The organism is Bacillus sp. CIS52 (assembly GCF_053545315.1).
This window is the reverse complement of sequence record NZ_JBIUFR010000001.1, coordinates 1,701,014-1,721,240: the sequence shown is the minus strand read 5'-3', so window position 1 is coordinate 1,721,240 and position 20,227 is coordinate 1,701,014. Positions and strand designations below refer to the sequence as shown.

The following is a 20,227-nucleotide window of genomic DNA, read 5'->3' as shown; positions in this document are numbered from 1 at the left end:
TTATAAGTAGTAGTTTTAATAATAGGATAAACACACTCCTATTCCCATTATAAACCCTCATCTATTCTAATAAATGAAGGAGGTGAGTTTTATGGTTTTCAAAAATAGGGCTGCGCCTTTTCCGAAAGGATTAGTTCTGCTAATGGCTGCAGCATGTGGTTTTACGGTAGCTAATGTCTATTTAAATCAAACGCTCTTAGTCAGTATGGCAAATACTTTTCACGTTTCTGAAAACTATATAGGAATTGTAGCAACTTTAACTCAAGTGGGATATGCATTGGGAAATCTTCTTTTGGTACCATTAGGTGACATTTTTGAACGAAGAAAATTGATCCTAAGTTTATTATTTATTGTATGTATAATTTTAGCCGCAACTGCTTTATCAATGAATGTAACGTGGCTGATTGCAGCAAACTTAATTCTTGGATTTGTTACCATAGTCCCTCAAATTATTGTTCCTCTTGCTGCTAATTTAGCTTCAGAAGAGAACAGAGGAAAAGTGTTAGGGAATGTTGCCATTGGCTTAGTGTGCGGGATTTTAGGCGCTCGATTTATCAGCGGCTTTGCAGATTCCCATTTTGGATGGAGATCAATGTATTGGGCTTCTTTTGCCGGCACAATCATAATGATCATTTTAATGGCAATGTACCTTCCAAAAAGCAAAGTAAAGCATGCAATGCAGTATAAAAAATTACTTGCATCTTTAGGCCCGTTATTTAAAAAGGAAAAAGTGTTGCAAAAAGCTTGTCTTAGTCAAGGAATGATGTTTGGTTCCTTTAGTGCCTTCTGGACAACTCTTATTTTTTTATTAAATACTTCTCCGTATTCTTATGGGAGTACCGTGGCAGGCTTAATAGGTTTAGTGGGAATAGCTGGAGCCTTTGCAACACCCATGATTGGCCGGGTGATCGATAAAAAAGGATCAAAATTTGCTAATACCTTATGTATGTTTATTTCTTTAATCGCTTTTCTAATCTTCATATTCTTAGGATTTTGGTTACCAGGATTAATTCTTGGCGCACTATTAGTAACAATTGGCACGCAAGCAAATCAAGTTGCTTGTCAAGCTGCTATCTTTCAACTATCTCCTGAAAAGAGAAGCAGATTAAATGGATTATACATGGTATCTACATTCTTAGGCGGATCTTTAGGATCATATCTAGGTGTACTTGCTTGGAGCAAATGGCATTGGTATGGAGTATGTACAGTTGGGATACTCATGATAGGTATTGCTTTTAGTTCCTTATTTAGCTTGCCTAAACAAAAAACAACAGTAAAAAATAGAGAGTTCGAGAAAGGAAGTCATATAAGATGTCTGAAAATAAAGAAAACTATAAAAAGGGATTAGAAGTATTATCAAAAATAGATCCGGACAACTATCTAAATATCGTGAACAGTTTTAAAGATTCAGCAGCACCTGACTTGGGAACTTTGGCTGTGGAATTTAATTACGGTCAAATTTTTTCCAGACCAGGATTAGACTTAAAATCCCGCCTTCTTGCAGCAGTTGCTGGTCTAACCGCTTTAGGAAATACGGAACAATTAAAGTTTTATATTAACGGAGCTTTAAATGTCGGATGGACCGAAGAAGAAATTGTGGAAGCTATGATGCAAATGTTAATTTATGCAGGCTTTCCTGTCGCATTAAATACCATTTTAACAATAGCTACTGAAGTATTTTCTAAAAGACGAAATCAGTTGTCAGCCAATTTATTGGAAGGAGAGTAAAAAATGATTATTGATAGTCATGCCCACGTAGTTCTACCTGTAGAAAAACACATTGAAATGATGGATTCAAGCGGGATAGATAAAACTATTTTATTCTCTACGCTTGTTCATCCAGAAAAAAGTGAAAGCTACGATGAATTTATTCAGGAAATGGATGTACTGAATCGAATTTTAAATAACGAAATAAATTCCCTAGAAGCACGATCAAAAGCTCTAGAAGAATTAAGGGATACTATCGCAAAATATCCTGACCGTTTTATTGGATTCGGATCAATGCCCCTTTTAAGTTCCTCCGGGGAACTGCATGATTGGATGGAGAAGATTGTAAAAGATTATAAAATGAAGGGACTTGGAGAATTTACCCTTGGTTCAGGGCAAATTAAAATGCTTGAGCCTGTATTCCAGGCAGCTAGTGATTATAATTCCTTTCCGATTTGGGTGCATACATTCCATCCACTCAATTTAAATGATATTCAGGAATTGTTTGCTTTAACTCGTAAATATTCCACTGTCCCTGTAATCTATGGCCATTTGGGAGGAATTCATTGGCAGCAAGTTATTGCATTAACAAAAGAAACAAAGAACGCCTACCTAGATATCTCTGCATTTTATACAACCTATGCATTATCTTTGGCCATAAAAGAACTCCCAGAGAAAACTTTATTTAGTTCTGATTTTCCATATGGTGATCCATTCCTAAATAAGTTGGCAGTTGAACGCCATGCTTCAAGTGAAGAAGTGGTACAACGAGTACTAGGCGGGAACATTGCTAATCTCTTAAATATTTAACTTATTTTTATAACAATTTCTTAGGGTATATACGTTTGAAGGATTGCATTCAACAGGTTTTCATTCCTTACGTCTTTTAAATCGTAAAGAGCCGATTTACTCTAAACGGGGTAAAATTCGGTTCTTTTCTTATTAATGACGGGAATGGCAAGCACCAGAAAAAGCAGAAACATTTAGTTTCTGCTCAAAATCGGATTTGGTTTGCAGACCGGAATATCCAATCCGAGATTCCCCCGCAGTGTATCCGCCGGATAGCTTTTTCGGTACAGCCCCTTTTCCTGAAGGATCGGTATGACATGATCCACAAAGGCTTCAAGCATGCCCGGGATGTCAGAGTGAATGATAAACCCGTCCGCCGCTTCCCGCTGAAACCATGTTTCAATTAATGATGCCACACGTTCCGGTGTCCCGATAAAGTTGGTTCGCGGAAACGCCGCTTCGCGCGCCACTTGACGCAGCGTAAGATTCCGGGCTTTCGCCTCTCTTTTGATACGGTCTGTCGTGCTTTGAAACGCGTTTTTTCCGACGTCGCCCAAATCAGGAAACGGCTCATCCAATGGAAACCGGCTCAGATCATAATCGTCAAAAAATCTGGCCACATATTTAACGGCGTTCTCTATCGGAATCAGCTCGGCGAATTCTTGGTATTTCGCTTCCGCTTCTTCTTGTGATCCGGCTATAATCGGACTGATTCCCGGAAAGATCCGCAGTTTGGAAGCGTCCCGGCCGTAATCCGCCGCCCGCTTCTTCACATCATCATAAAAAGCTTTCGTTTCCTCAAGTGAATTGGAGTGCGTAAAGACTGCATCGGCATTCCGCGCGGCAAACGACCGGCCGGTTTCTGAAGACCCCGCTTGGAAAACGACCGGCTCTCCCTGTTTGGACCGGCCGATATTCAGCGGGCCCTCCACTTGAAAATACTCGCCTTTGTGATACAGGCGATGCAGTTTGTCAGGATCAAAAAACTGTCCGGTTTCTTTGTTGCGGACGAAGGCATCTTCTTCCCAGGAATTCCACAGGCCGCGCACCACGTCCACATGTTCCTGGGCGATGGCGTAGCGCCGGCTGTGGTCGGGAAGGCTTTCCTTGCTGTGATTGCGCGCAGCCCCCGCCTGCGGAGAAGTGACGAGATTCCAGCCCGCCCGGCCGCCGCTGATATGGTCAAGAGACATGAGCTGTCTTGCGATGGTGAACGGCTCAGTGAACGATGTGGAAAATGTGCCGATTAAACCAAGATGGGTTGTAGAAGCGGCAAGCGCCGATAAAATGGTGATCGGCTCAAACCGATTTAAGAAATGCGGGATGGACTTTTCAGAAATGAACAAGCCGTCCGCAATAAAAGCAAAGCTGAACAGCCCTCTTTCAGCGGTCTGCGCTTTTTGCCTGTAAAACGCCGCATTCGTGCTTGCTGACGGATCGACGTCGGGATGGCGCCACCCGTCCGTTGTACCGCCGACACCGTGAATCATGGCTCCGAATTGAATAAGATCCGTCCGGCTCATTTTCTCTCCCCCTTTTTTCCCTCGTAATCGGCAAGCGCCCGTTCTACGTGTTCAATGCCGACTTGAGTAACGGCCTGATACACCCGCCTGTCACCGCTGCCGATTTCAACGACGGGGACATGGCGGATGCCGTACTTCGTGTGAAGCACATCACGCAATTCATCCCGCTCCGTCACATCAATTGTTTCGTACGCAATGGCCTTTTCCCGCAAATATCCTTTCACTTCATCGCAATACGCACAGCCCTTTTTGCTCCAAACCACTACATTTGCTTCATTACTCATGTTCATCCCTCCTGTAATTGTGCGGCCGGCTGCACCGCTTCGCTTAACAGCCGATAAGACAGCCGTTTTTCTTCAGCGTTTTTGATAGGCGACAAAATCACAAAATCGGTAATGCTGTATTGAACCGATAACCGTCTCAGCTCGGAAGCGGTCTCTTCTTTTGTCCCGGCAATCACACCCGTCTTTTGTGTGATCAGCTTATATGGCTGCGTAACTTGTTCAAGAAACGCATCCGCTTGTTTTCGGGAAGCGACATTCACCTTTTTGCCGTCTTCGAGAATGATTTTGACCGATTCACGCGATACGACGTGTTTTTCCGCTTCCGCTTTTGTATGCGCGGTAAAGACCATCGGCGCAAGGTGAAATTCCGCTTTTGCCCCTTTCGGCAGATGTTCGTCAAAGGCTTGGCGCGCTTTTTCTAACCCAGCATCTTCACCGTTTATGAAATAGGCGAAAACGAAGGAAATGCCGAGTTTGGCCGCTGTGATCGCGCTTTCTGTGCTGCCGCCGAGCAAAAAGATGTCAGGCGCATACTCAGTATGCGGAGCCGGCCGCAATGACGCGTAGCGGTGCGAGTCCGGAAAATCATTGCGGATGAAATGAGTCAGCTCCTCAAGCTTTTCTTCAAATAAACGGGCGGGCTGAATATGCTCGCGCTGCAGCGCATCGGTTGACAGCTGAAATCCGCCGGGCGCTTTGCCGACACCGAGCGCTATACGGCCGGGGGCAAGGGCGGACAAAACCCGGAACTGCTCCGCCACTTTATAAGGGCTGTAATGCTGCAGCATCACCCCGCCGGATGCGAGGCGGATTTTTTTCGTACTGGCGGCCAGATACCCCAGGACAATTTCCGGTGCTGATCCCGCTATCTCTTCATTGTTATGATGCTCCGCCGCCCAGAAACGGTCATATCCGTATTGTTCGGCCTCTTGAGCCAATCTCACCGTTTGCCGCAAAGCTTCTTCTGCGGTTTGGTTTTCCGCGGTGACACTTTGGTCTAAAATGCTTAAACGAATCATACGACAGGCTCCTTTATGTGTTCTTTTATGTCATAACCGTAATCAGGAAGAACGCGGCGGAGGAACTTCTTCGTTCTTTCTTTTTTCGTCTTGTAAAAGACCTCTTCAGGCGTTCCTTGTTCCACGATTGCTCCTTCATCCATAAACACAATTTGGTCGGACACTCTTCTGGCGAATTCCATTTCATGAGTAACAATGATCATGGTGGCGCCGGTCCGCACAATGTTAAGCATCACCTCAAGCACCTCGCCGACAAGCTCCGGATCGAGGGCTGCGGTCGGTTCATCAAACAGCATCACATCAGGATGAATGGCAAGCGCCCTGGCAATTCCGACCCGTTGCTTTTGGCCTCCCGACAGCTGATTCGGATAGGCGTGCAATTTATCCTGAAGCCCCACCTTGGCCAGTTCCCGCTCCGCAATGGCGTACGCATCTGTTTTTTTCATTTTCCTTGCGACCGTCAGGCCTTCCATGACATTTTGAATCGCCGTTTTATGCGAAAACAAATGATATTGCTGAAAAACCATCGCCGTCTGTTTCCTCAGTCTGAGCATGTCTTTTTTGGCCGGCTTTTTGCAGTTAATGACTTCACCATGTACGGAAATGGCGCCCTCATCCGGCCGCTCAAGTAAATTAAGGCAGCGCAGAAACGTTGTTTTCCCCGAACCGCTCGGACCGATGATAGTCACGACTTCCCCTTTCCGGACACTTAAATTGATCCCTTTTAGCACGTGATGACTGCCAAAATGTTTCTGAATGTTTCGGATTTCGATCATACTGCGCCTCCTTGATATCTGGCCGCTCTTTTTTCCGCCAAAGTGTTTACGGCCTCGAGAATCAGCGTTAATCCCCAATAGATGACGGCCGCCCCGATAAATGCTTCCAAAAACGCATAGTTATCGGATGCCGCAATCGTCGCCGTTCCTGTAATTTCAGGCACTGCAACGATTGCCGCGATTGAAGTGGTATGCAAAAAACCGATGCCTATGTTGGTGAAATTCGGCAGTGATATCATGAACGCCTGCGGCAGAATCACGCGCCGAATCATCTGGCTCCGTTTCAGGCCGATTGAATAAGCCGCTTCCGCCTGCCCCGTATCGACGGCCATGATCCCTGATCGGAGAATTTCCGTCATATAGGCGCCTGCCGTTAATGACAGTGCCATGATGACAAACACGGCAACCGGAATCTGATTGGCCGACCAGCTGAGATGAAAGGCGCGGCTGAAATGATCGGCAATCAGCGGAACGCCTAAATAAATCAGCATAATATGGAGAATCGCCGGGGTGCTTCGAAAAAAAGACACGTAAAACGCTGAGCAGGCAAGCAGCCATTTGATGCGGAATATACGCACCGTGATATTGGCGAGACCTATGAAAAATCCGGCAATAATCGGAATGACCGTCATTGCCAGTGTAAGCGGAACGGTTTTCATCATTTGTTTTATCGCAGTGCCGATAAACGGAATGTCCAGCTCCAATGTTCTCCCTCCTTTTCAGCTGTGCGCGCTCATGTCAAAAACCGTCACAAGGCGCGTCTCATCTTTCTTGATTCGTTTTTCACACCATCTGAAGACACATTCAAATAAAAGGGCGGCTGCGTAATACAAAACAGAAAGCGAGATATACACTTCAAGAGAATGATTGCTCGATGTTATCAATGTCTGACCTCTGCCCGACATATCCATCACCCCGATTGAAAAAGCGAGTGACGTATCTTTTAAAAAACCGATCACCATATTCCCGATGTTGGGAAAAGCCTGCACGAGCGCCTGCGGCAGAATGATGCGCCGGAATGTCTGCACCCCGTTCAGCCCGATGCTGAACGCCGCCTCCGCCTGTCCGCGGTCGACACTGTTCACACCTCCCCTGATGATTTCCGCCGCTCTAGCCGCGCTGCTCAGCGCGTACGTGGCGATGGCCGCATACAAAGGGTCCATTTTGGAAGTGTCAATTCCGGCGAGCGCCGTGAGCGCCGGAATGCCGTAAAATACAATAAACAGCTGCACCATAATGGGCGTTCCTCTGAAAAAAGAGATATACAGCTTCGCGATCTGATTCAGCACGGGAATGCGATAGATCCGGGGCAGCGCCAAAAGCAGCCCCAATAGAAAGCCGAACAGCAAAGACACCGCCAATATATACAGCGTGACGGGCAAATACCCGAGCAATGTCGGCACAAAGGATTCGATCATACTGATATCAAACGCTTTTTCCATTGCCGATCCCTCTCTTTTTCACTTAATATTGCTCCTTTGAATAATCCGCGCCGAGCCACTTTTCACTCAGCTTTTTGAGCGTGCCGTCATCAATGATTTCCTTGAGCGCTTTATCAATGTCATCACTCAGCGTTTGCTCATTTTTGTTAAACATAAAGAACACTTTGGCATTTGACAGCACCCCGCCGACCGTTTTTTCTTTGACCGCGCTCGTTTTGTTTTGGAAATCGACGGCAAACGGCGTGGAAATCGTCGCATCGGCGCGTCCGGATTTCAGCTGATTGGCCGCATCGTTGGAGCCTTGGCCCGCATAGGCGATTTCAAACGGACTGCCGTGTTTTTCATTCCATTTCTTCAGCACAAGCGCGCCGTTTGACGTCGGACTCGTAATGACACGCTTCCCTTTCAAATCCTCAATGCCGTGAATGTTCCCGTTCTCTTGGAGCACCGTGATTTTCAGCGGGAAGTTGTTATACGCGACTTGATTGAACAGAAATTTTTTCTCCCGTTCGGCGCTTTTCTCCATTTGATGAGCCACGATATCGACTTTATGCTGGCCGAGGCTGACAAGTAAATTGGAGAAATCCATCGTTTTAAAAGTGAAACGATAGTCCGGCAGGCGCCTGTCAAGCTCTTTCACCAGCTCAACATCATAGCCCGTCAATTTTCCTTTATCATCGATAAAGCAAATATTCGGAAATTGAGTTCCCGTGCCGACCGTGATGTTCTTCACGTTTTTCTGATTGCCTGATGCCGCCTCCCCGCCCGCGCCGCAGGCTGATAACGCCGCCATTGCGGCAATTGTTAATGACATGACCGCCAGTTTTATTTTCATGTGATCGCCCCGTTTTCTGCTTCAATTATTTCGTGAAACTAGATTTTGAATAATCCGCGCCGAGCCATTTTTCACTCAGCCTTTTCAATGTACCGTCCTTCTCAAGCTTTTGAATCGCCCGATCCGTATCGTCCGCCAGGGTTTGGCTGTTTTTATTGAACATAAAATACACTTCTGTATCCAGCAGCACATCACCGACCGTCTTTTGTTTGAACGCGTGCGTCTTATTTTGAAAATCGACGGCAAACGGCGTAGATACGGTGGCGTCAGCGCGTCCTGTCTCAATTTGGTTCGCTGTATCATTGCTGCCCTGCCCGGCGTATTTCAAATGTATCGGGCTGCCGTGGGCTTTGTTATATGCCGTCATATAATCCGCCGCGTTTGACGTCGCGCCGACGATGACGGTTTTCCCTTTTAAGTCCCGGAGCGTGTGTATCGCGTCATTATCCGCCTTCACTGTGATGTACATCGGCGAGTAGTTATACGGGATTTTGTGATACAAAAAGCGTTTCTCCCGTTCCTTGTTTTTCGCCATATTGTGTGCGATCACGTCAATTTTCCGGTTTCCGAGACTTGTGAGCAGATTCGAAAAATCCATCGTCTTAAAGACAAATTTGTATTGCGGCAGCTGTTTATCAATGGCTTTCATCACTTCAATGTCATAGCCGGTCAGTTCGCCTTTTTCATCCATAAAAGCAATGTTTGGAAAATCAGTTCCCGTGCCGACGATGACGGTCTGCACGCCGCTCCCCGCTTTCGTGCTTTCTCCTTGTCCGCACCCGGCCAGCGCGCCGAGCAGCAGAAGCAGACAGCCGGCTCTGATCCGCTTTTTCATCATTGCGCCCAGGTCGGTGTGCCTAACAGCGACGCGTCAAACCGCTCTGGTATGAGCACCTTTCTCATCATGACCCCGATGTCTCCGTCTTTCTCCTGCTCAAAATACACTTCATAGCCCCTCCGTCTGTACATATCCAATAGCCAGGGATGCTTGCGCGCCGAGGTGCCGAGCGTGATAGCCGGGGCCTTCAGCGTATCCCGCAGCACGTGTTCCTCCACATAAGTCAAAAGTTTGCTGCCGATGCCCTGCCCCTTCAGCTCAGGAAGCGTCGCAAACCACCAGACAAACGGATATTTTGACGGAGGTGTGTCACTCTCCCACGGAAAACGGATCGTAATGGTTGAAAGAAGCCGTCCGTCCCGTTCCAGCACGACGGCTGAATGATTTTCAATATTTTCTGTTACCATGTCAATGTCGGCCCGCGCCGACGGCCAGTCAATCTCCAAATTGCGGATCGGCTGAAACGCGCTGTACAGCAGTTCTAAAAACTCGGGCGCATCCTTTTTCTCAGCCAATCGAAATATGTCTTCACTCATTCCGTTCACTCTCCCCGCAAATATATATAATTCCAATTTGTTTACTAAGCTTTAATTGTTTATACTATAAAGCAAACTGATTTATTTGACTAATCAAAAAAAATAAAGGAAAAGTTCAAGAAAATTAATGAACAGCCGGGAGGGGATTTCGTTGGAGTTACGCACCATTAAAACGTTTCATACCATCGTACAGTCAGGCAGCTTTTATAAGGCCGCCGAAATTCTGAACTATTCACAGCCGACGATTTCAATGCGGATTAAACAGCTGGAGCAGGATGTAGGCGCGCAGCTTTTTGAACGGGGAAAGAAGCTGAAACTGACAAGAGCGGGACGGCTGTTTCATGAGCGGGCGGGGCAGCTTCTCGCACAGTATGAGGTGCTTGACCATACTCTGGCCGACATCAGACAGGGGCAGGCCGGCCTTATTCAGATCGGCATATCCGAACCGACGGCAAGCCTGATCTTTCCTGCCGTGCTGCGGGAGTTTTTAGATGATTATCCTGACATGTCGGTCAATGTCAGCGTGGATGATGCCAATACATGCAGCCGCAAACTGCTGGAGGGCGCCATTGATTTTGCGATATGCGGCGAGCCGGAGCTGATTTTGGAAAATTACTTCGATCCGTTTTTCCATGACTCGCTCAATGTCATCGTGTCCGACAGACATCCCCTTGCAGCCAAAACAAGTATCAATCTCGAAGACTTAGAAAATGAATGCCTGATTTTCACGCCCGCCAACTGCCCGATCCGGATTCAAATTGAACAGCACCTGCAGCGGGCCATCGGCAGCCGCTATCGAAAAATGGAGCTGAGCAGCAGCATGGCTCACCAATATTATGTCAGGGAAAATATCGGTGTCTCGATCTTTACGGCGACGGCGCACTCAGAGCCGATCGGAGGCACGAAGGTCATTCCGATCCGTAACTTAACGATTTCACCGCCGGTCGGGCTGTTGACAAACCAAAAAGAAGAGCATTTTGACTCTGCCACAAAAGATTTAATCAGCAGGATCATCAGCCGGTTTCAGCGTGAGCCGCATTAAAAAACCCCCGCCACTTTGCGGGGGTTTTTGTATATTCATCTTATATAATGCTCCGCACTAAGCCGCCGTCGATCCGCAAAGCAGATCCGTTAATGGCTGACGACAGCGGGCTGCTTAAAAAGGCGACAAAGTGGGCGATCTCCTCCGGACGGATCAATCGCTGAATGATCGACGTCGGACGATTTTCCTTCATAAATCGTCTCTCCGCTTCAGCCGCTGTCAGGTTTTCACCCGGATAAAGCGACTCCAGCATCGTTTCGACGCCCTCTGTTTTCGTGGAGCCCGGCATGACCGTATTCACCGTCACATTCGTCCCTTCCGTGAGCTCGGCCAGACTGCGTGACAGCGACAGCTGCGTCGTTTTCGTGGCGCTGTAATGGGCCATTTCCTGAGAAGGCATGACGGCCGCTTCACTCGCGATAAAAATCACCCGCCCTTCCTTCCGTTCAATCATCCGCTTTGCATACCGGCGTGTCAGCCGCACGCCGCTCATGATATTCACCTCGAAAAACCGGAGCCACTCTTCGTCAGGAATATCAAAGTATTCCGCGGGTTCAAAGATTCCTAAATTGTTCACGAGAATATCCACATCAGGATACTGCTGAAAAATCGCGCCGCATCCTTCCGCCGTGCCTAAATCAAACGCGGCCGGATAGAGCAGGGCATCCGGCGTCTGTTTCTCTAGTTCCCGGATCGTTTCGTTCACCTTTTCTTCACGGCGGCCGTTAATGATCACCGCCGCGCCTTCTGCAATCAGCGAAGCCGCAATCGCCTTCCCGATGCCTGACGTAGATCCCGTCACAAGCGCCGTCTTCCCTTTCAACTGCAAATCCATCATCCATTCCTCCCTATCACAAGTTCTTCTTATATATGGTCAGAAATCGAAAGCCTGAAACCTTCCGTCCCTATTATCGGATAGAAAAATGGATGAGGGGAAGTACGCACTTTTTAGTGCCTGTCGTTTGACCCGGCTGACGGCTGTTCGATTTGAATGAAAAACTCACCATCTAACTCTTCTTGAGCCTCTTGAAACAGCTCCAAGACATCATCAGCATCCGAACCCAATGCCTTCTGACTGATCTCAAAATTCTTCCACACCAAAGTCAGCGGAAGTTCTATCCAGCCTGTCAAACAATCCCATAAGGCATTCAGGTTTTCACCATAATAGTCCGGGAAATCTAATTGATCTTTTAAGATTCGGTGTAAAGCTTCTGTGCTTGTAATATCTTTTCCGTCTATGATAACAACTATCATTCAAATGGACTCCTTTATTTTTCGGATTATATTTAGCAGGATACACCTTGACCCATTACCTCGACCCGTTATTATAACTCATCTCACACTTGTTAAGGAAAAATTAACATTCTAGTTATTTACTGTATTATTTATTGTTGTTAGAATTTAATTGAATCTTATAAGGAGGGTTATAGATAGATGAAAAAATCTTTTGTTTTTCTATTATCGCTAGTGCTTTTATTTAGCATTTTTCCTATCAGCACTTTAGCCATCAAAAAAACGTCAGAAAATGACACGATAACTGTACCAGGAAAAGATGTACAAAACACCGCAGTATTAGTTGATGCTATCAATGAATTAGATGAGAAATTGGATATGAAAAATCTATCATCTAATTCTCCAGAAGAAATAAGTCAACTAAGTTTAGCAGCAAAAACCCTGTATGATACTATTGTAAATTATGAAAATCAAACATCTGCTTCTTTGACAGGCAATGACGCTTTGATCATATTCAAAGAGTATGTTGACGAATTAAATAGAAGTGAAGTTATTAAACCTGTTGAACATATTGTAACAACAATGGGAGTTATAAACTATAAAGAATATAAAATTAGCAACTCACAAATAAAACAATTGAGTGCTGCTGTTGGAATTAATAGTGGATTTTGGGGTACAGCTACAGCTATAGCTAAAATTTTTGCTAAAAGCCCAACTGCACTTACATTAATGTTAGGTGCGGTACCGCTTTTAGGTATGGGTACTATAAATGCCTGCAATTCTAAAGGAAAAGGCATTATTATTACAAAAATGGGTTCAGGAGCAACGAATACATATAGTTGTAGATCTCAATAAAAAAGTGTGAGCTTTCGCTCACACTTTTTTATTTTTTATTTTTCTGATACATTTTGATATAAATTCACTAACAAAAAAAACTATTAAGCCTGATATTAATAACAAAAGTGAATTTATCTTTAAACCCTTGTTAAAAAAATCAAGGATACTATTTATCAATAAAAAACCTGACCAATAGATGAATGAAGAATAGAAAGCTATATTAGTGCTCTTTTCATCCGTATTTCTACTAGTTTTAAAAAACAATTATCTGCCCTCCCTATTCGCTAATCTTTTCAATCCTTACTATAAATTTTTTCCACGCTCATCAAAAATACTTATTGGTAGTTAAGTGCTTAATCTTTCGTTTAGGTTGGTACATTGAGCCTTCTTCATCTTACTCATGTCGTCACCTCCCATAAAACAATGATAACATGAATTAATTCTAGTTTATATTGTATGTAATTCCCGAAATAGCTAATACTTTTCACTAACTTCAAGTATAAACCGAAACATTTTCTATTCAGAAAACAATTTCATTTAAAATCTAAACAGAAGAACCATGTACGAGACTGAAAAAAATACTCCGCAATTCAGTCCCTATCTTTCATCTCATTCTGAAAACAAGCAGACAAAGAGCATTGTAATTCTGTTGGCTTTATCTCTATTCTTTACTGTATTTCCTGGACAACTTAATATTTGTCAAAATACAGAAAAACAGATAATACAAAATGATAAGATAAAGCAAACATACAGCACAGAAAAATCATCTTTTAGATTATCCTTTAAAGTAGTGAATGAGTAGTAAGGGAAATTAAAATATACCGGCAGGAAATTAGATATGAGGAGGTATGGCATTAACACGAAAGCCATCTTCCTTTCAGCACAAAGGGAGAAAACGAAGAATTTTAAAAAATGTTGCCAAAATGTTACCGCAGTGCCATCGAAAGCTTTGGAAGCCTTGATAACACTGCGGTTTCGGCGTTATGTATGGAGACGGTGGGAGTCGAACCCACGTCCAGAAACATCGATTACTTAAGCGTCTACGAGCGTAGCCTGCATATTTTGTGTTTCACTCGTCTTCGTGCCTGCGGGCGGGCCTTCCGAGAGCTAGTCTGTCAGTCTCTTCTTACGTTCTCAGACGGGAACGTAAGCGTAGCCTACTTGGATGTGCTCTTCACGGACACATAGGCAATGTCAGGAAGAGCTCGCTGCGTTTATTAGGCAGCTAGTGCTAAGTTTTGGTTAAAACTTTTAGTTTTGCCAGTTATATTTAGGTGCGTGTTAACGAGATCGCCTCTCGGCTCGCAGCTCAAGCTCGATCCATCCCTGTCGAATCCGTAACGTCCCCTTGTTAAGGGTATACGGGAGATCTATCAAGCTCTTGCTCAACTGGCTGTACTGTTATTATATCATGATCACAGACAAATTCAATTGGGAATGTCTTCAATAAACAGCCTGTGAATCTGATGTGTGAACAGTATAGCATAGGGCAGTCATCACATCAAGGCTCAGGCATCAGAAGCCTTTTTGTCTGTCTCTGAACGCTCTTTCGATTTCTCTTTTGGCGTCTTTTCGTTTTAAATCTTCGCGTTTATCGTATGTTTTCTTCCCTTTTCCGAGGCCGATTAACACTTTGGCGAAGCCGTTTTTCAAGTACAGCTTCAGCGGCACGAGGGAATAGCCTTTCTCTTTCGTCAGGCCGATCAGCTTATTGATTTCTTTCCTGTGCATCAAAAGCTTTCTCGTCCGGAGCGGGTCGTGGTTATAGCGGTTTCCCTGCTCGTACGGGCTGATGTGCATATTGTGGAGGAACACTTCGCCGCGCTCGATTTTCGCAAAGGAATCCTTCATGTTTACGCGGCCGGCGCGGATGGACTTAATCTCCGTCCCCTGCAGCACGATGCCTGTTTCATAAGTTTCTTCTATAAAGTAATCATGGTTTGCTTTTTTGTTTTGTGATAATACTTTGCCTGATCCTTTTGGCATGCCTTATCCTCCTCTCTCCGCAAAAACCGTTCATGGTACGATACGCTTTATTTTAGCAAATGGAGCGTTCCGCGACAATGAAAATGCGGCTTGCGAAAGAAAGCAAACAGAGCATTATGCCCCATTTGCTTTTCGCATTTACTTCTTCTTTTTGCGTTTTTGTTTCGGCGCGTTTTGGAAACCGCGTTTTTTCTTTTTCTTCTTCGGTTTTGTAAACCATTCCCCTTTTTCCTCCGATTTCGGCGGTGAAGCCGGGGTATTGCTGTTTAACACGCGTTTCCGCGCCGGTCTGCCGCGTTTTCTGCGGTCGCCTGTTGTTTCTCTCGGACGGCGGCTGCCTTTCATGCCGACAATTTCAAAGTCGATGTTTCTCTCATCTTTATTGACGTCGACGACTTTGACCGTGATTTCGTCTCCGATCCGATAAACGTTGCCCGTGCGTTCGCCGATCATGGCGAAATGCTGCTCGTCAAAACGGTAATAATCATCCGTCATAAAGCTGACGTGCACAAGCCCTTCAATCGTATTCGGCAGCTCGACGAACATTCCGAAGTTTGTGACGGAACTGATCATGCCGTCAAATTCCTCACCGATTTTATCAAGCATATATTCCGCTTTTTTCAGATCGTCCGTTTCCCGCTCTGCATCAACGGCGCGCCGTTCCATCGTTGACGTATGGTCAGCGATTTCCGGAAGGCGTTCGGCCCACTTTTCCTGAGTCGCTTCGTCCGATTGTCCGTTGATCAAATACGTTCTGATCAGCCTGTGAACGATTAAGTCAGGATAACGGCGGATCGGCGATGTGAAGTGCGTATAAAATTCAGTCGCCAGCCCGAAATGGCCCAAGCTTTGCGGATCGTATTTCGCCTGCTTCATGGAACGGAGCATGACGGTTGAAATCACCGTTTCTTCCGGACGGTCCCGCACTTCGTCAAGAATGCTTTGCAGCGCGCGCGGATGAATGTCTCCGGCTTTCCCTTTGACGATATAACCGAATGTCGTGACGAACTCCAGGAACTTTTGCAGTTTTTCGGCGTTCGGCTCTTCGTGAATCCGGTAAATAAACGGCACGTTCATCCAATGGAAGTGCTCGGCCACCGTTTCGTTTGCCACAAGCATGAATTCTTCAATCAGCTTTTCCGCTACTGAGCGCTCTCTGATGACGACGTCTTTTACGGCGCCTTCCTCATCGACGAGCACCTTCGCCTCTTTGAAATCAAAATCCACGGCGCCGCGGTCCATCCGTTTCGCCCGGAGAATTTCCGCCAGACGTTCCATGTCTTTGAACATCGGGACGAGCGGCTCATACCTTTCTTTCAGCTCGGCGTCGTCTTCTGTGAGAATCCGGTTGACATCTGAATAGGTCATTCTTTCCGTCGTTTTAATGACGCTTTGGAAGATCTCGTGCTCTGTCACCTGTCCCTGCTGGTTGATTGTCATTTCGCAGGAAAGCGTCAGGCGGTCAACCTTCGGATTTAAAGAACAGATTCCGTTAGACAGTCTGTGCGGGATCATCGGAATGACCCGGTCAACCAAGTACACGCTTGTCCCTCTTTCCAGCGCTTCTTTGTCAATCGGGGAATTCTCCGTGACGTAATGGCTGACATCGGCAATATGGACGCCGAGCTTGTAGCTGCCGTTATCAAGCTTTGTTACAGTGACGGCGTCATCCAGATCCTTCGCATCCGCGCCGTCAATGGTGACAATGACCTGATCGCGGAGATCACGGCGGTCTTTGATGTCTTTTTCATCGATGGTATCGGGCGTGCTTGTCGCCTGCTCCATCGCTTCAGCCGGAAAATCTCCCGGCAGGCCGTGCTTATGGATGATTGATAAAATATCGATGCCCGGATCATTTTTATGGCCGAGTATTTCAACGATTTCTCCTTCGGCGTTCATTCTGCCTTCAGGGTAGCTTGTCAGTTTGACGACGACTTTATGGCCTTCCGCAGCGCCGTTATTGGCATGTTTCGGAATAAAAATATCACTCGTGATTTTCTTATCATCCGGGATGACAAAGCCGAAGCTTTTCGTTTCTGTGTATGTGCCCACGACGCGGTCGATGCTTCTTTCCAGGATGCGGATGACCGTGCCTTCCTGTCTCGATCCGCTTGACTGGGAATTGAGCCGCACCATGACGATATCGCCGTTCATAGCCGTATTCAGCTCATTCGGCGGAATAAACACATCGCTTAAAGAGGTATCCTCCGGCAATAGGAACGCGAATCCCTTTGCATGCGCGGAAATTTTTCCTTTTACTAAATTCATTTTTTCCGGAAGCCCGTAGCGGTTGCTTCTGGTGCGGACGATCTGTCCGGTCTCCTCGAGCGCCACCAGCGCTTTTACCAGTTCTTTAAATTCTTCGGCTTCCGTGATGTTCAGCATCTCCTCGAGTTCCTGAACGGTAAGGGGCTTGTACGCCTCTTCCTTCATAAACGCGAGAAGACGGTCCATAAACGCTTCTTTTTCCATTATCCGACCTCCTGTTTGTTACCAATCGAGTTTCTCTAAAAATTCGTACACATCCTGATGAACGAGGTCCCGTTCTTTGTCCAGCGTAATGACATGTCCTGACTCTTCATACCATTTCAGCTGTTTGTCGTCCGTTTCCACCTCGTTGTAAATGATGTCTGCACTGTCTGTGTTAATCATATGGTCATGCCGTGCCTGAACCACAAATGTCGGGGAATAGATCATGTCGACGTTTTTGCGCACATCGGCAATCAGCTCCTGAAGCGATTTGAGCGTATTCATCGGCGTTTTTTCAAACTCCTTCATTTCCTTTTCAATCTGCTCCGGCTGTTTTCCTTCGAATTTTTTATAATTGCGCGCGTAGGAGAGAACTCCTTCGTACATAACCTCTTCACTTTTAATGTGCATCGGAGCACACATAGGAACAATTCCCTTTATGGGTACAGTGTAACCCAATTTCAATGAAAAAACCCCGCCAAGCGACAGTCCGCAGGCCGCAATGTTTTCATAGCCTTCAGATTGTAAATATTCATACCCGTCCATGACGTCTTTCCACCAATCTTCAGGTCCCGTATGTACCAGCTCTTCCGGCGGAACGCCGTGCCCTTTATATTGAGGCGCGTGACAAGTGTAGCCGCGCTCATTTAAGTAGCGGCCGAGCATTCTGACGTCTGCCGTATTTCCCGTAAACCCGTGCAGCAGAAGCACCGCCTTGTCTCCGCCTTTAAATGTAAATGGTTTTGGTGTCACAATTTTCATGCTCATAACCCCTTTTTTGCACATTCAATTTAGTTTTCCACAGTTTTGCGAGAAACAAACGCCGTCTCTCAACAAGAAAAAGGCCTGATATTAAATCAGACCTTATACAAACATTGCCTTATACGATATACGCCAGCGAAATCGTCAACACGAAAAACAAGACTGCCAGCACAACGGTTGTGCGGTGAAGAATCAGATCAAGGCCCCTTGCTTTCTGTTTTCCGAAAAGCTGCTCCGCCCCGCCTGAAATCGCACCCGATAAACCGGCGCTTTTGCTGGATTGAAGCAATACGACAATAATAAGTGCAATACTGACGATAACCAATAAGGTAATCAATAAAGTGTGCATCCCATACACCTCCAGACTGACTGGCCTACATTGCTTCTATTTTACATGAAAAGCAAAGGCATGTCACGCCGTATCGGTGCACATCATGTCAGAAAAACGGAAATGCAATTTGAATCTTTCATCACTGTTGACTTTTGTCAACAAAATCGTAGTAAAAAAGATCTTCAAACTTCATGTCAAAGTAATAGAGCATTTTTCCGATGACCAGCTGGCCCGGCCTCCGCTCTCCATTCAGTACACGGCTCAGTGTGGCGGGAGATATTCCGATCTCCAGGGCGAGCTGGTTTAACGAGTAGTCATTATTGACCATATACTGCAGCACATAATCTCTTCTGATCTGTATCTTTTCGACCACTTTCTTCACCTTCCGTTCTGTCAAATACTTTCTTTCTTATACATAAGATACGGCTTTTGTTAACTTTTGTCAATACTTTTCCAGCCTGACTATTCCCTTTAGTCAATAAACATACTAGAATATAATTAGACCGCGGGAGGGGGAGAGACTGTGGAAAGCTTCGGGAAACAATTACGGACATTGCGGGAAAAACGGCATCTGACAGTGAACCAGCTGGCAACGTATTCAGGCGTCAGCGCCGCGGGAATCTCGCGGATTGAAAACGGCAAACGCGGGGTGCCGAAACCTGCAACCATTAAAAAGCTCGCAGATGCGTTAAAAATCCCGTATGAGGAATTGATGCAGACGGCGGGATACATAGAGACCGTTCAGGAAACGAGAGCCTCATACGACACAGGCTGCACCTTGCTGGAAAAAGCCGAAACGTATGAGCTGGATGATTTATCACTTTTGGAGCGGGAGAACTGGCGGCACCTGTCGAAAGAAGACTTGGTTCTGCTTGATAAATACTTTGCGTTCTTGTCAGCGGAAGCCAAAAAAAGAAAAAATGAAGACTCATGACTTTGCACATGTGAGGCGATCTTATTGAACACATTCGGAAAGCAATTAAGAGAGCTGCGCCGCGCCCGGAAGCTTACCGTCAATCAGCTTGCCGTCTATTCCGGCGTCAGTTCGGCGACCATTTCCAGAATTGAAAACGGGCACCGCGGCATTCCTAAACCGGCGACCATCAAGAAATTGGCGGACACATTAAAAATTCCGTACGAAGAGTTAATGGCGCGTGCCGGACACATCAAGGCATTTCAGGAGGAAATCCGCGAAACATCCGAAAGCTATCAATCCATCCGCGCCATCTATCAGACCGCCGTTGACAGAGGCGCGGAGCATCTGCCGCTGTTTGACAGCAAAAAGTGGAAGCACTTCACAAAGGAAGACATTGAAAGCGTCAGCAAATACTTTGATTTTATCGCGGCTGAAGCGAAAAAGCGCTCCCCGAATTCCTCATCCTCTTTTTGATCCTCCCGCAACTTAACAAGCGCCAGACGTACGTTCCCTCCGATTTTGCGGTATAATAGCAGAAGACGAGGTGAAAAAGCATGAACCAATCAGAAATGTGCCCCAGATTCGAAAAAGCGGTCGACATCCTAAGTAAACGCTGGGTGGCTCTAATCGTCTTTCAGTTATTGAACGGACAGCAGCGATTTAGCGAAATTGAAGCGGCGCTTCCGAATTTAAGCGGAAGAGTCTTGTCAGAACGTCTGAAAGAACTTGAAACAGAAGGTGTCATCAAACGGGATGTTATCCCCGAAACGCCTGTCCGTATTGAGTATTCTTTAACGAAAAAAGGCTGCGCATTAGCCCCTATTTTAGAGGAAATTTCCAAGTGGTCTTCAACATGGATTGATCCTTCCTGATAAACGCTTTTCCGCATAAGCGGCTGATCT

At 45.9% G+C, this 20,227-nt stretch carries 24 protein-coding genes and 1 other RNA gene; 8 read left to right on the top strand and 17 right to left on the bottom strand.

Annotated features, from left to right (window positions below):
• Positions 1-91: 91 nt before the first annotated feature.
• The 3 genes from ACH32G_RS08370 to ACH32G_RS08360 are packed head-to-tail and all read left to right on the top strand — an operon-like array spanning position 92 to position 2,517.
• Positions 92-1,348 (top strand): MFS transporter, encoded by a 1,257-nt coding sequence (locus ACH32G_RS08370; RefSeq protein ID WP_448814198.1) that lies wholly within the window; start codon positions 92-94, stop codon positions 1,346-1,348.
• Positions 1,312-1,728, top strand: coding sequence for a carboxymuconolactone decarboxylase family protein (locus ACH32G_RS08365; protein ID WP_060964268.1), 417 nt, complete (start codon positions 1,312-1,314; stop codon positions 1,726-1,728). The genes ACH32G_RS08370 and ACH32G_RS08365 overlap by 37 nt, the downstream gene beginning before the upstream one ends.
• 3 nt (positions 1,729-1,731) lie before the next feature.
• Positions 1,732-2,517: an amidohydrolase family protein gene (locus ACH32G_RS08360; protein WP_448814197.1), complete on the top strand. Its 786-nt coding sequence runs from the start codon at positions 1,732-1,734 to the stop codon at positions 2,515-2,517.
• Between the two features lie 173 nt (positions 2,518-2,690).
• Here ACH32G_RS08360 and ACH32G_RS08355 read toward each other — a convergent pair whose 3' ends face one another.
• Genes ACH32G_RS08355 through ACH32G_RS08315 form a run of 9 tightly spaced genes read right to left on the bottom strand, consistent with a single transcriptional unit; the run spans position 2,691 to position 9,749 of the window.
• Positions 2,691-4,019 (bottom strand): LLM class flavin-dependent oxidoreductase, encoded by a 1,329-nt coding sequence (locus ACH32G_RS08355; protein ID WP_049627370.1) that lies wholly within the window; start codon positions 4,017-4,019, stop codon positions 2,691-2,693.
• Positions 4,016-4,303 (bottom strand): glutaredoxin family protein, encoded by a 288-nt coding sequence (locus tag ACH32G_RS08350; protein WP_415273008.1) that lies wholly within the window; start codon positions 4,301-4,303, stop codon positions 4,016-4,018. The genes ACH32G_RS08355 and ACH32G_RS08350 overlap by 4 nt, the downstream gene beginning before the upstream one ends.
• 2 nt (positions 4,304-4,305) lie before the next feature.
• Positions 4,306-5,322, bottom strand: coding sequence for an LLM class flavin-dependent oxidoreductase (locus ACH32G_RS08345; RefSeq protein ID WP_415273007.1), 1,017 nt, complete (start codon positions 5,320-5,322; stop codon positions 4,306-4,308).
• Positions 5,319-6,098 carry an amino acid ABC transporter ATP-binding protein gene (locus tag ACH32G_RS08340; RefSeq protein WP_415273006.1) on the bottom strand — a complete coding sequence of 260 codons (780 nt, stop codon included), beginning with the start codon at positions 6,096-6,098 and terminating at the stop codon, positions 5,319-5,321. Before ACH32G_RS08340 ends, ACH32G_RS08345 begins: the two co-directional genes overlap by 4 nt.
• The gene (locus ACH32G_RS08335; RefSeq protein WP_415273005.1) at positions 6,095-6,802 is read right to left on the bottom strand and encodes an amino acid ABC transporter permease; all 708 of its coding nucleotides are present in this window, start codon (positions 6,800-6,802) and stop codon (positions 6,095-6,097) included. The genes ACH32G_RS08340 and ACH32G_RS08335 overlap by 4 nt, the downstream gene beginning before the upstream one ends.
• A 15-nt stretch (positions 6,803-6,817) precedes the next feature.
• Positions 6,818-7,540 (bottom strand): amino acid ABC transporter permease, encoded by a 723-nt coding sequence (locus ACH32G_RS08330; RefSeq protein ID WP_095241332.1) that lies wholly within the window; start codon positions 7,538-7,540, stop codon positions 6,818-6,820.
• A gap of 22 nt (positions 7,541-7,562) precedes the next feature.
• Positions 7,563-8,375: an amino acid ABC transporter substrate-binding protein gene (locus tag ACH32G_RS08325; RefSeq protein WP_095241331.1), complete on the bottom strand. Its 813-nt coding sequence runs from the start codon at positions 8,373-8,375 to the stop codon at positions 7,563-7,565.
• 25 nt (positions 8,376-8,400) lie between these two features.
• Complete coding sequence (locus ACH32G_RS08320; protein WP_406794910.1) at positions 8,401-9,213, bottom strand: amino acid ABC transporter substrate-binding protein; 813 nt, start codon at positions 9,211-9,213, stop codon at positions 8,401-8,403.
• Entirely contained in the window at positions 9,210-9,749 is a 540-nt protein-coding gene (locus tag ACH32G_RS08315) for a GNAT family N-acetyltransferase (RefSeq protein ID WP_047477166.1), read from the bottom strand. The genes ACH32G_RS08320 and ACH32G_RS08315 overlap by 4 nt, the downstream gene beginning before the upstream one ends.
• A 151-nt stretch (positions 9,750-9,900) precedes the next feature.
• Here ACH32G_RS08315 and ACH32G_RS08310 point away from each other — a divergent pair, with 151 nt between their 5' ends.
• Positions 9,901-10,791, top strand: coding sequence for a LysR family transcriptional regulator (locus ACH32G_RS08310; protein ID WP_448814196.1), 891 nt, complete (start codon positions 9,901-9,903; stop codon positions 10,789-10,791).
• Positions 10,792-10,831: 40 nt separating this feature from the next.
• On the opposite strand, the gene ACH32G_RS08305 is transcribed toward ACH32G_RS08310, so the two are convergent.
• Entirely contained in the window at positions 10,832-11,626 is a 795-nt protein-coding gene (locus tag ACH32G_RS08305) for an SDR family NAD(P)-dependent oxidoreductase (RefSeq protein ID WP_448814195.1), read from the bottom strand.
• Between the two features lie 113 nt (positions 11,627-11,739).
• The gene (locus ACH32G_RS08300) at positions 11,740-12,045 is read right to left on the bottom strand and encodes a barstar family protein (RefSeq protein ID WP_448814194.1); all 306 of its coding nucleotides are present in this window, start codon (positions 12,043-12,045) and stop codon (positions 11,740-11,742) included.
• A 180-nt stretch (positions 12,046-12,225) separates the two neighbouring features.
• Between ACH32G_RS08300 and ACH32G_RS08295 the strand changes: the two genes are divergently transcribed.
• Entirely contained in the window at positions 12,226-12,879 is a 654-nt protein-coding gene (locus ACH32G_RS08295) for a hypothetical protein (protein ID WP_016937915.1), read from the top strand.
• A gap of 967 nt (positions 12,880-13,846) precedes the next feature.
• Here ACH32G_RS08295 and ssrA read toward each other — a convergent pair.
• The 6 genes from ssrA to ACH32G_RS08265 form a co-directional block, all read right to left on the bottom strand.
• Positions 13,847-14,209: a transfer-messenger RNA gene (ssrA, locus tag ACH32G_RS08290) on the bottom strand.
• A 167-nt stretch (positions 14,210-14,376) separates the two neighbouring features.
• The gene (gene smpB, locus ACH32G_RS08285) at positions 14,377-14,847 is read right to left on the bottom strand and encodes an SsrA-binding protein (protein ID WP_003151688.1); all 471 of its coding nucleotides are present in this window, start codon (positions 14,845-14,847) and stop codon (positions 14,377-14,379) included.
• 138 nt (positions 14,848-14,985) lie between these two features.
• Positions 14,986-17,319 (bottom strand): ribonuclease R, encoded by a 2,334-nt coding sequence (rnr, locus tag ACH32G_RS08280; RefSeq protein WP_269774284.1) that lies wholly within the window; start codon positions 17,317-17,319, stop codon positions 14,986-14,988.
• An 18-nt stretch (positions 17,320-17,337) separates the two neighbouring features.
• Positions 17,338-18,078: an alpha/beta hydrolase gene (locus tag ACH32G_RS08275; RefSeq protein WP_016937913.1), complete on the bottom strand. Its 741-nt coding sequence runs from the start codon at positions 18,076-18,078 to the stop codon at positions 17,338-17,340.
• Positions 18,079-18,196: 118 nt separating this feature from the next.
• The gene (gene secG, locus ACH32G_RS08270; RefSeq protein WP_013353627.1) at positions 18,197-18,427 is read right to left on the bottom strand and encodes a preprotein translocase subunit SecG; all 231 of its coding nucleotides are present in this window, start codon (positions 18,425-18,427) and stop codon (positions 18,197-18,199) included.
• A 121-nt stretch (positions 18,428-18,548) separates the two neighbouring features.
• Positions 18,549-18,737, bottom strand: coding sequence for a helix-turn-helix domain-containing protein (locus ACH32G_RS08265; protein ID WP_101605598.1), 189 nt, complete (start codon positions 18,735-18,737; stop codon positions 18,549-18,551).
• 195 nt (positions 18,738-18,932) lie between these two features.
• Here ACH32G_RS08265 and ACH32G_RS08260 point away from each other — a divergent pair, with 195 nt between their 5' ends.
• The 3 genes from ACH32G_RS08260 (at position 18,933) to ACH32G_RS08250 (ending at position 20,197) form a co-directional block, all read left to right on the top strand.
• Positions 18,933-19,343 (top strand): helix-turn-helix domain-containing protein, encoded by a 411-nt coding sequence (locus ACH32G_RS08260; protein ID WP_045925948.1) that lies wholly within the window; start codon positions 18,933-18,935, stop codon positions 19,341-19,343.
• Between the two features lie 24 nt (positions 19,344-19,367).
• Positions 19,368-19,799, top strand: a complete 432-nt coding sequence (locus tag ACH32G_RS08255; protein WP_448814193.1) for a helix-turn-helix domain-containing protein — start codon at positions 19,368-19,370, stop codon at positions 19,797-19,799.
• An 80-nt stretch (positions 19,800-19,879) separates the two neighbouring features.
• On the top strand, positions 19,880-20,197 hold the full coding sequence (locus ACH32G_RS08250) for a winged helix-turn-helix transcriptional regulator (RefSeq protein ID WP_016937909.1): 318 nt from the start codon (positions 19,880-19,882) through the stop codon (positions 20,195-20,197).
• Positions 20,198-20,227: the final 30 nt, after the last annotated feature.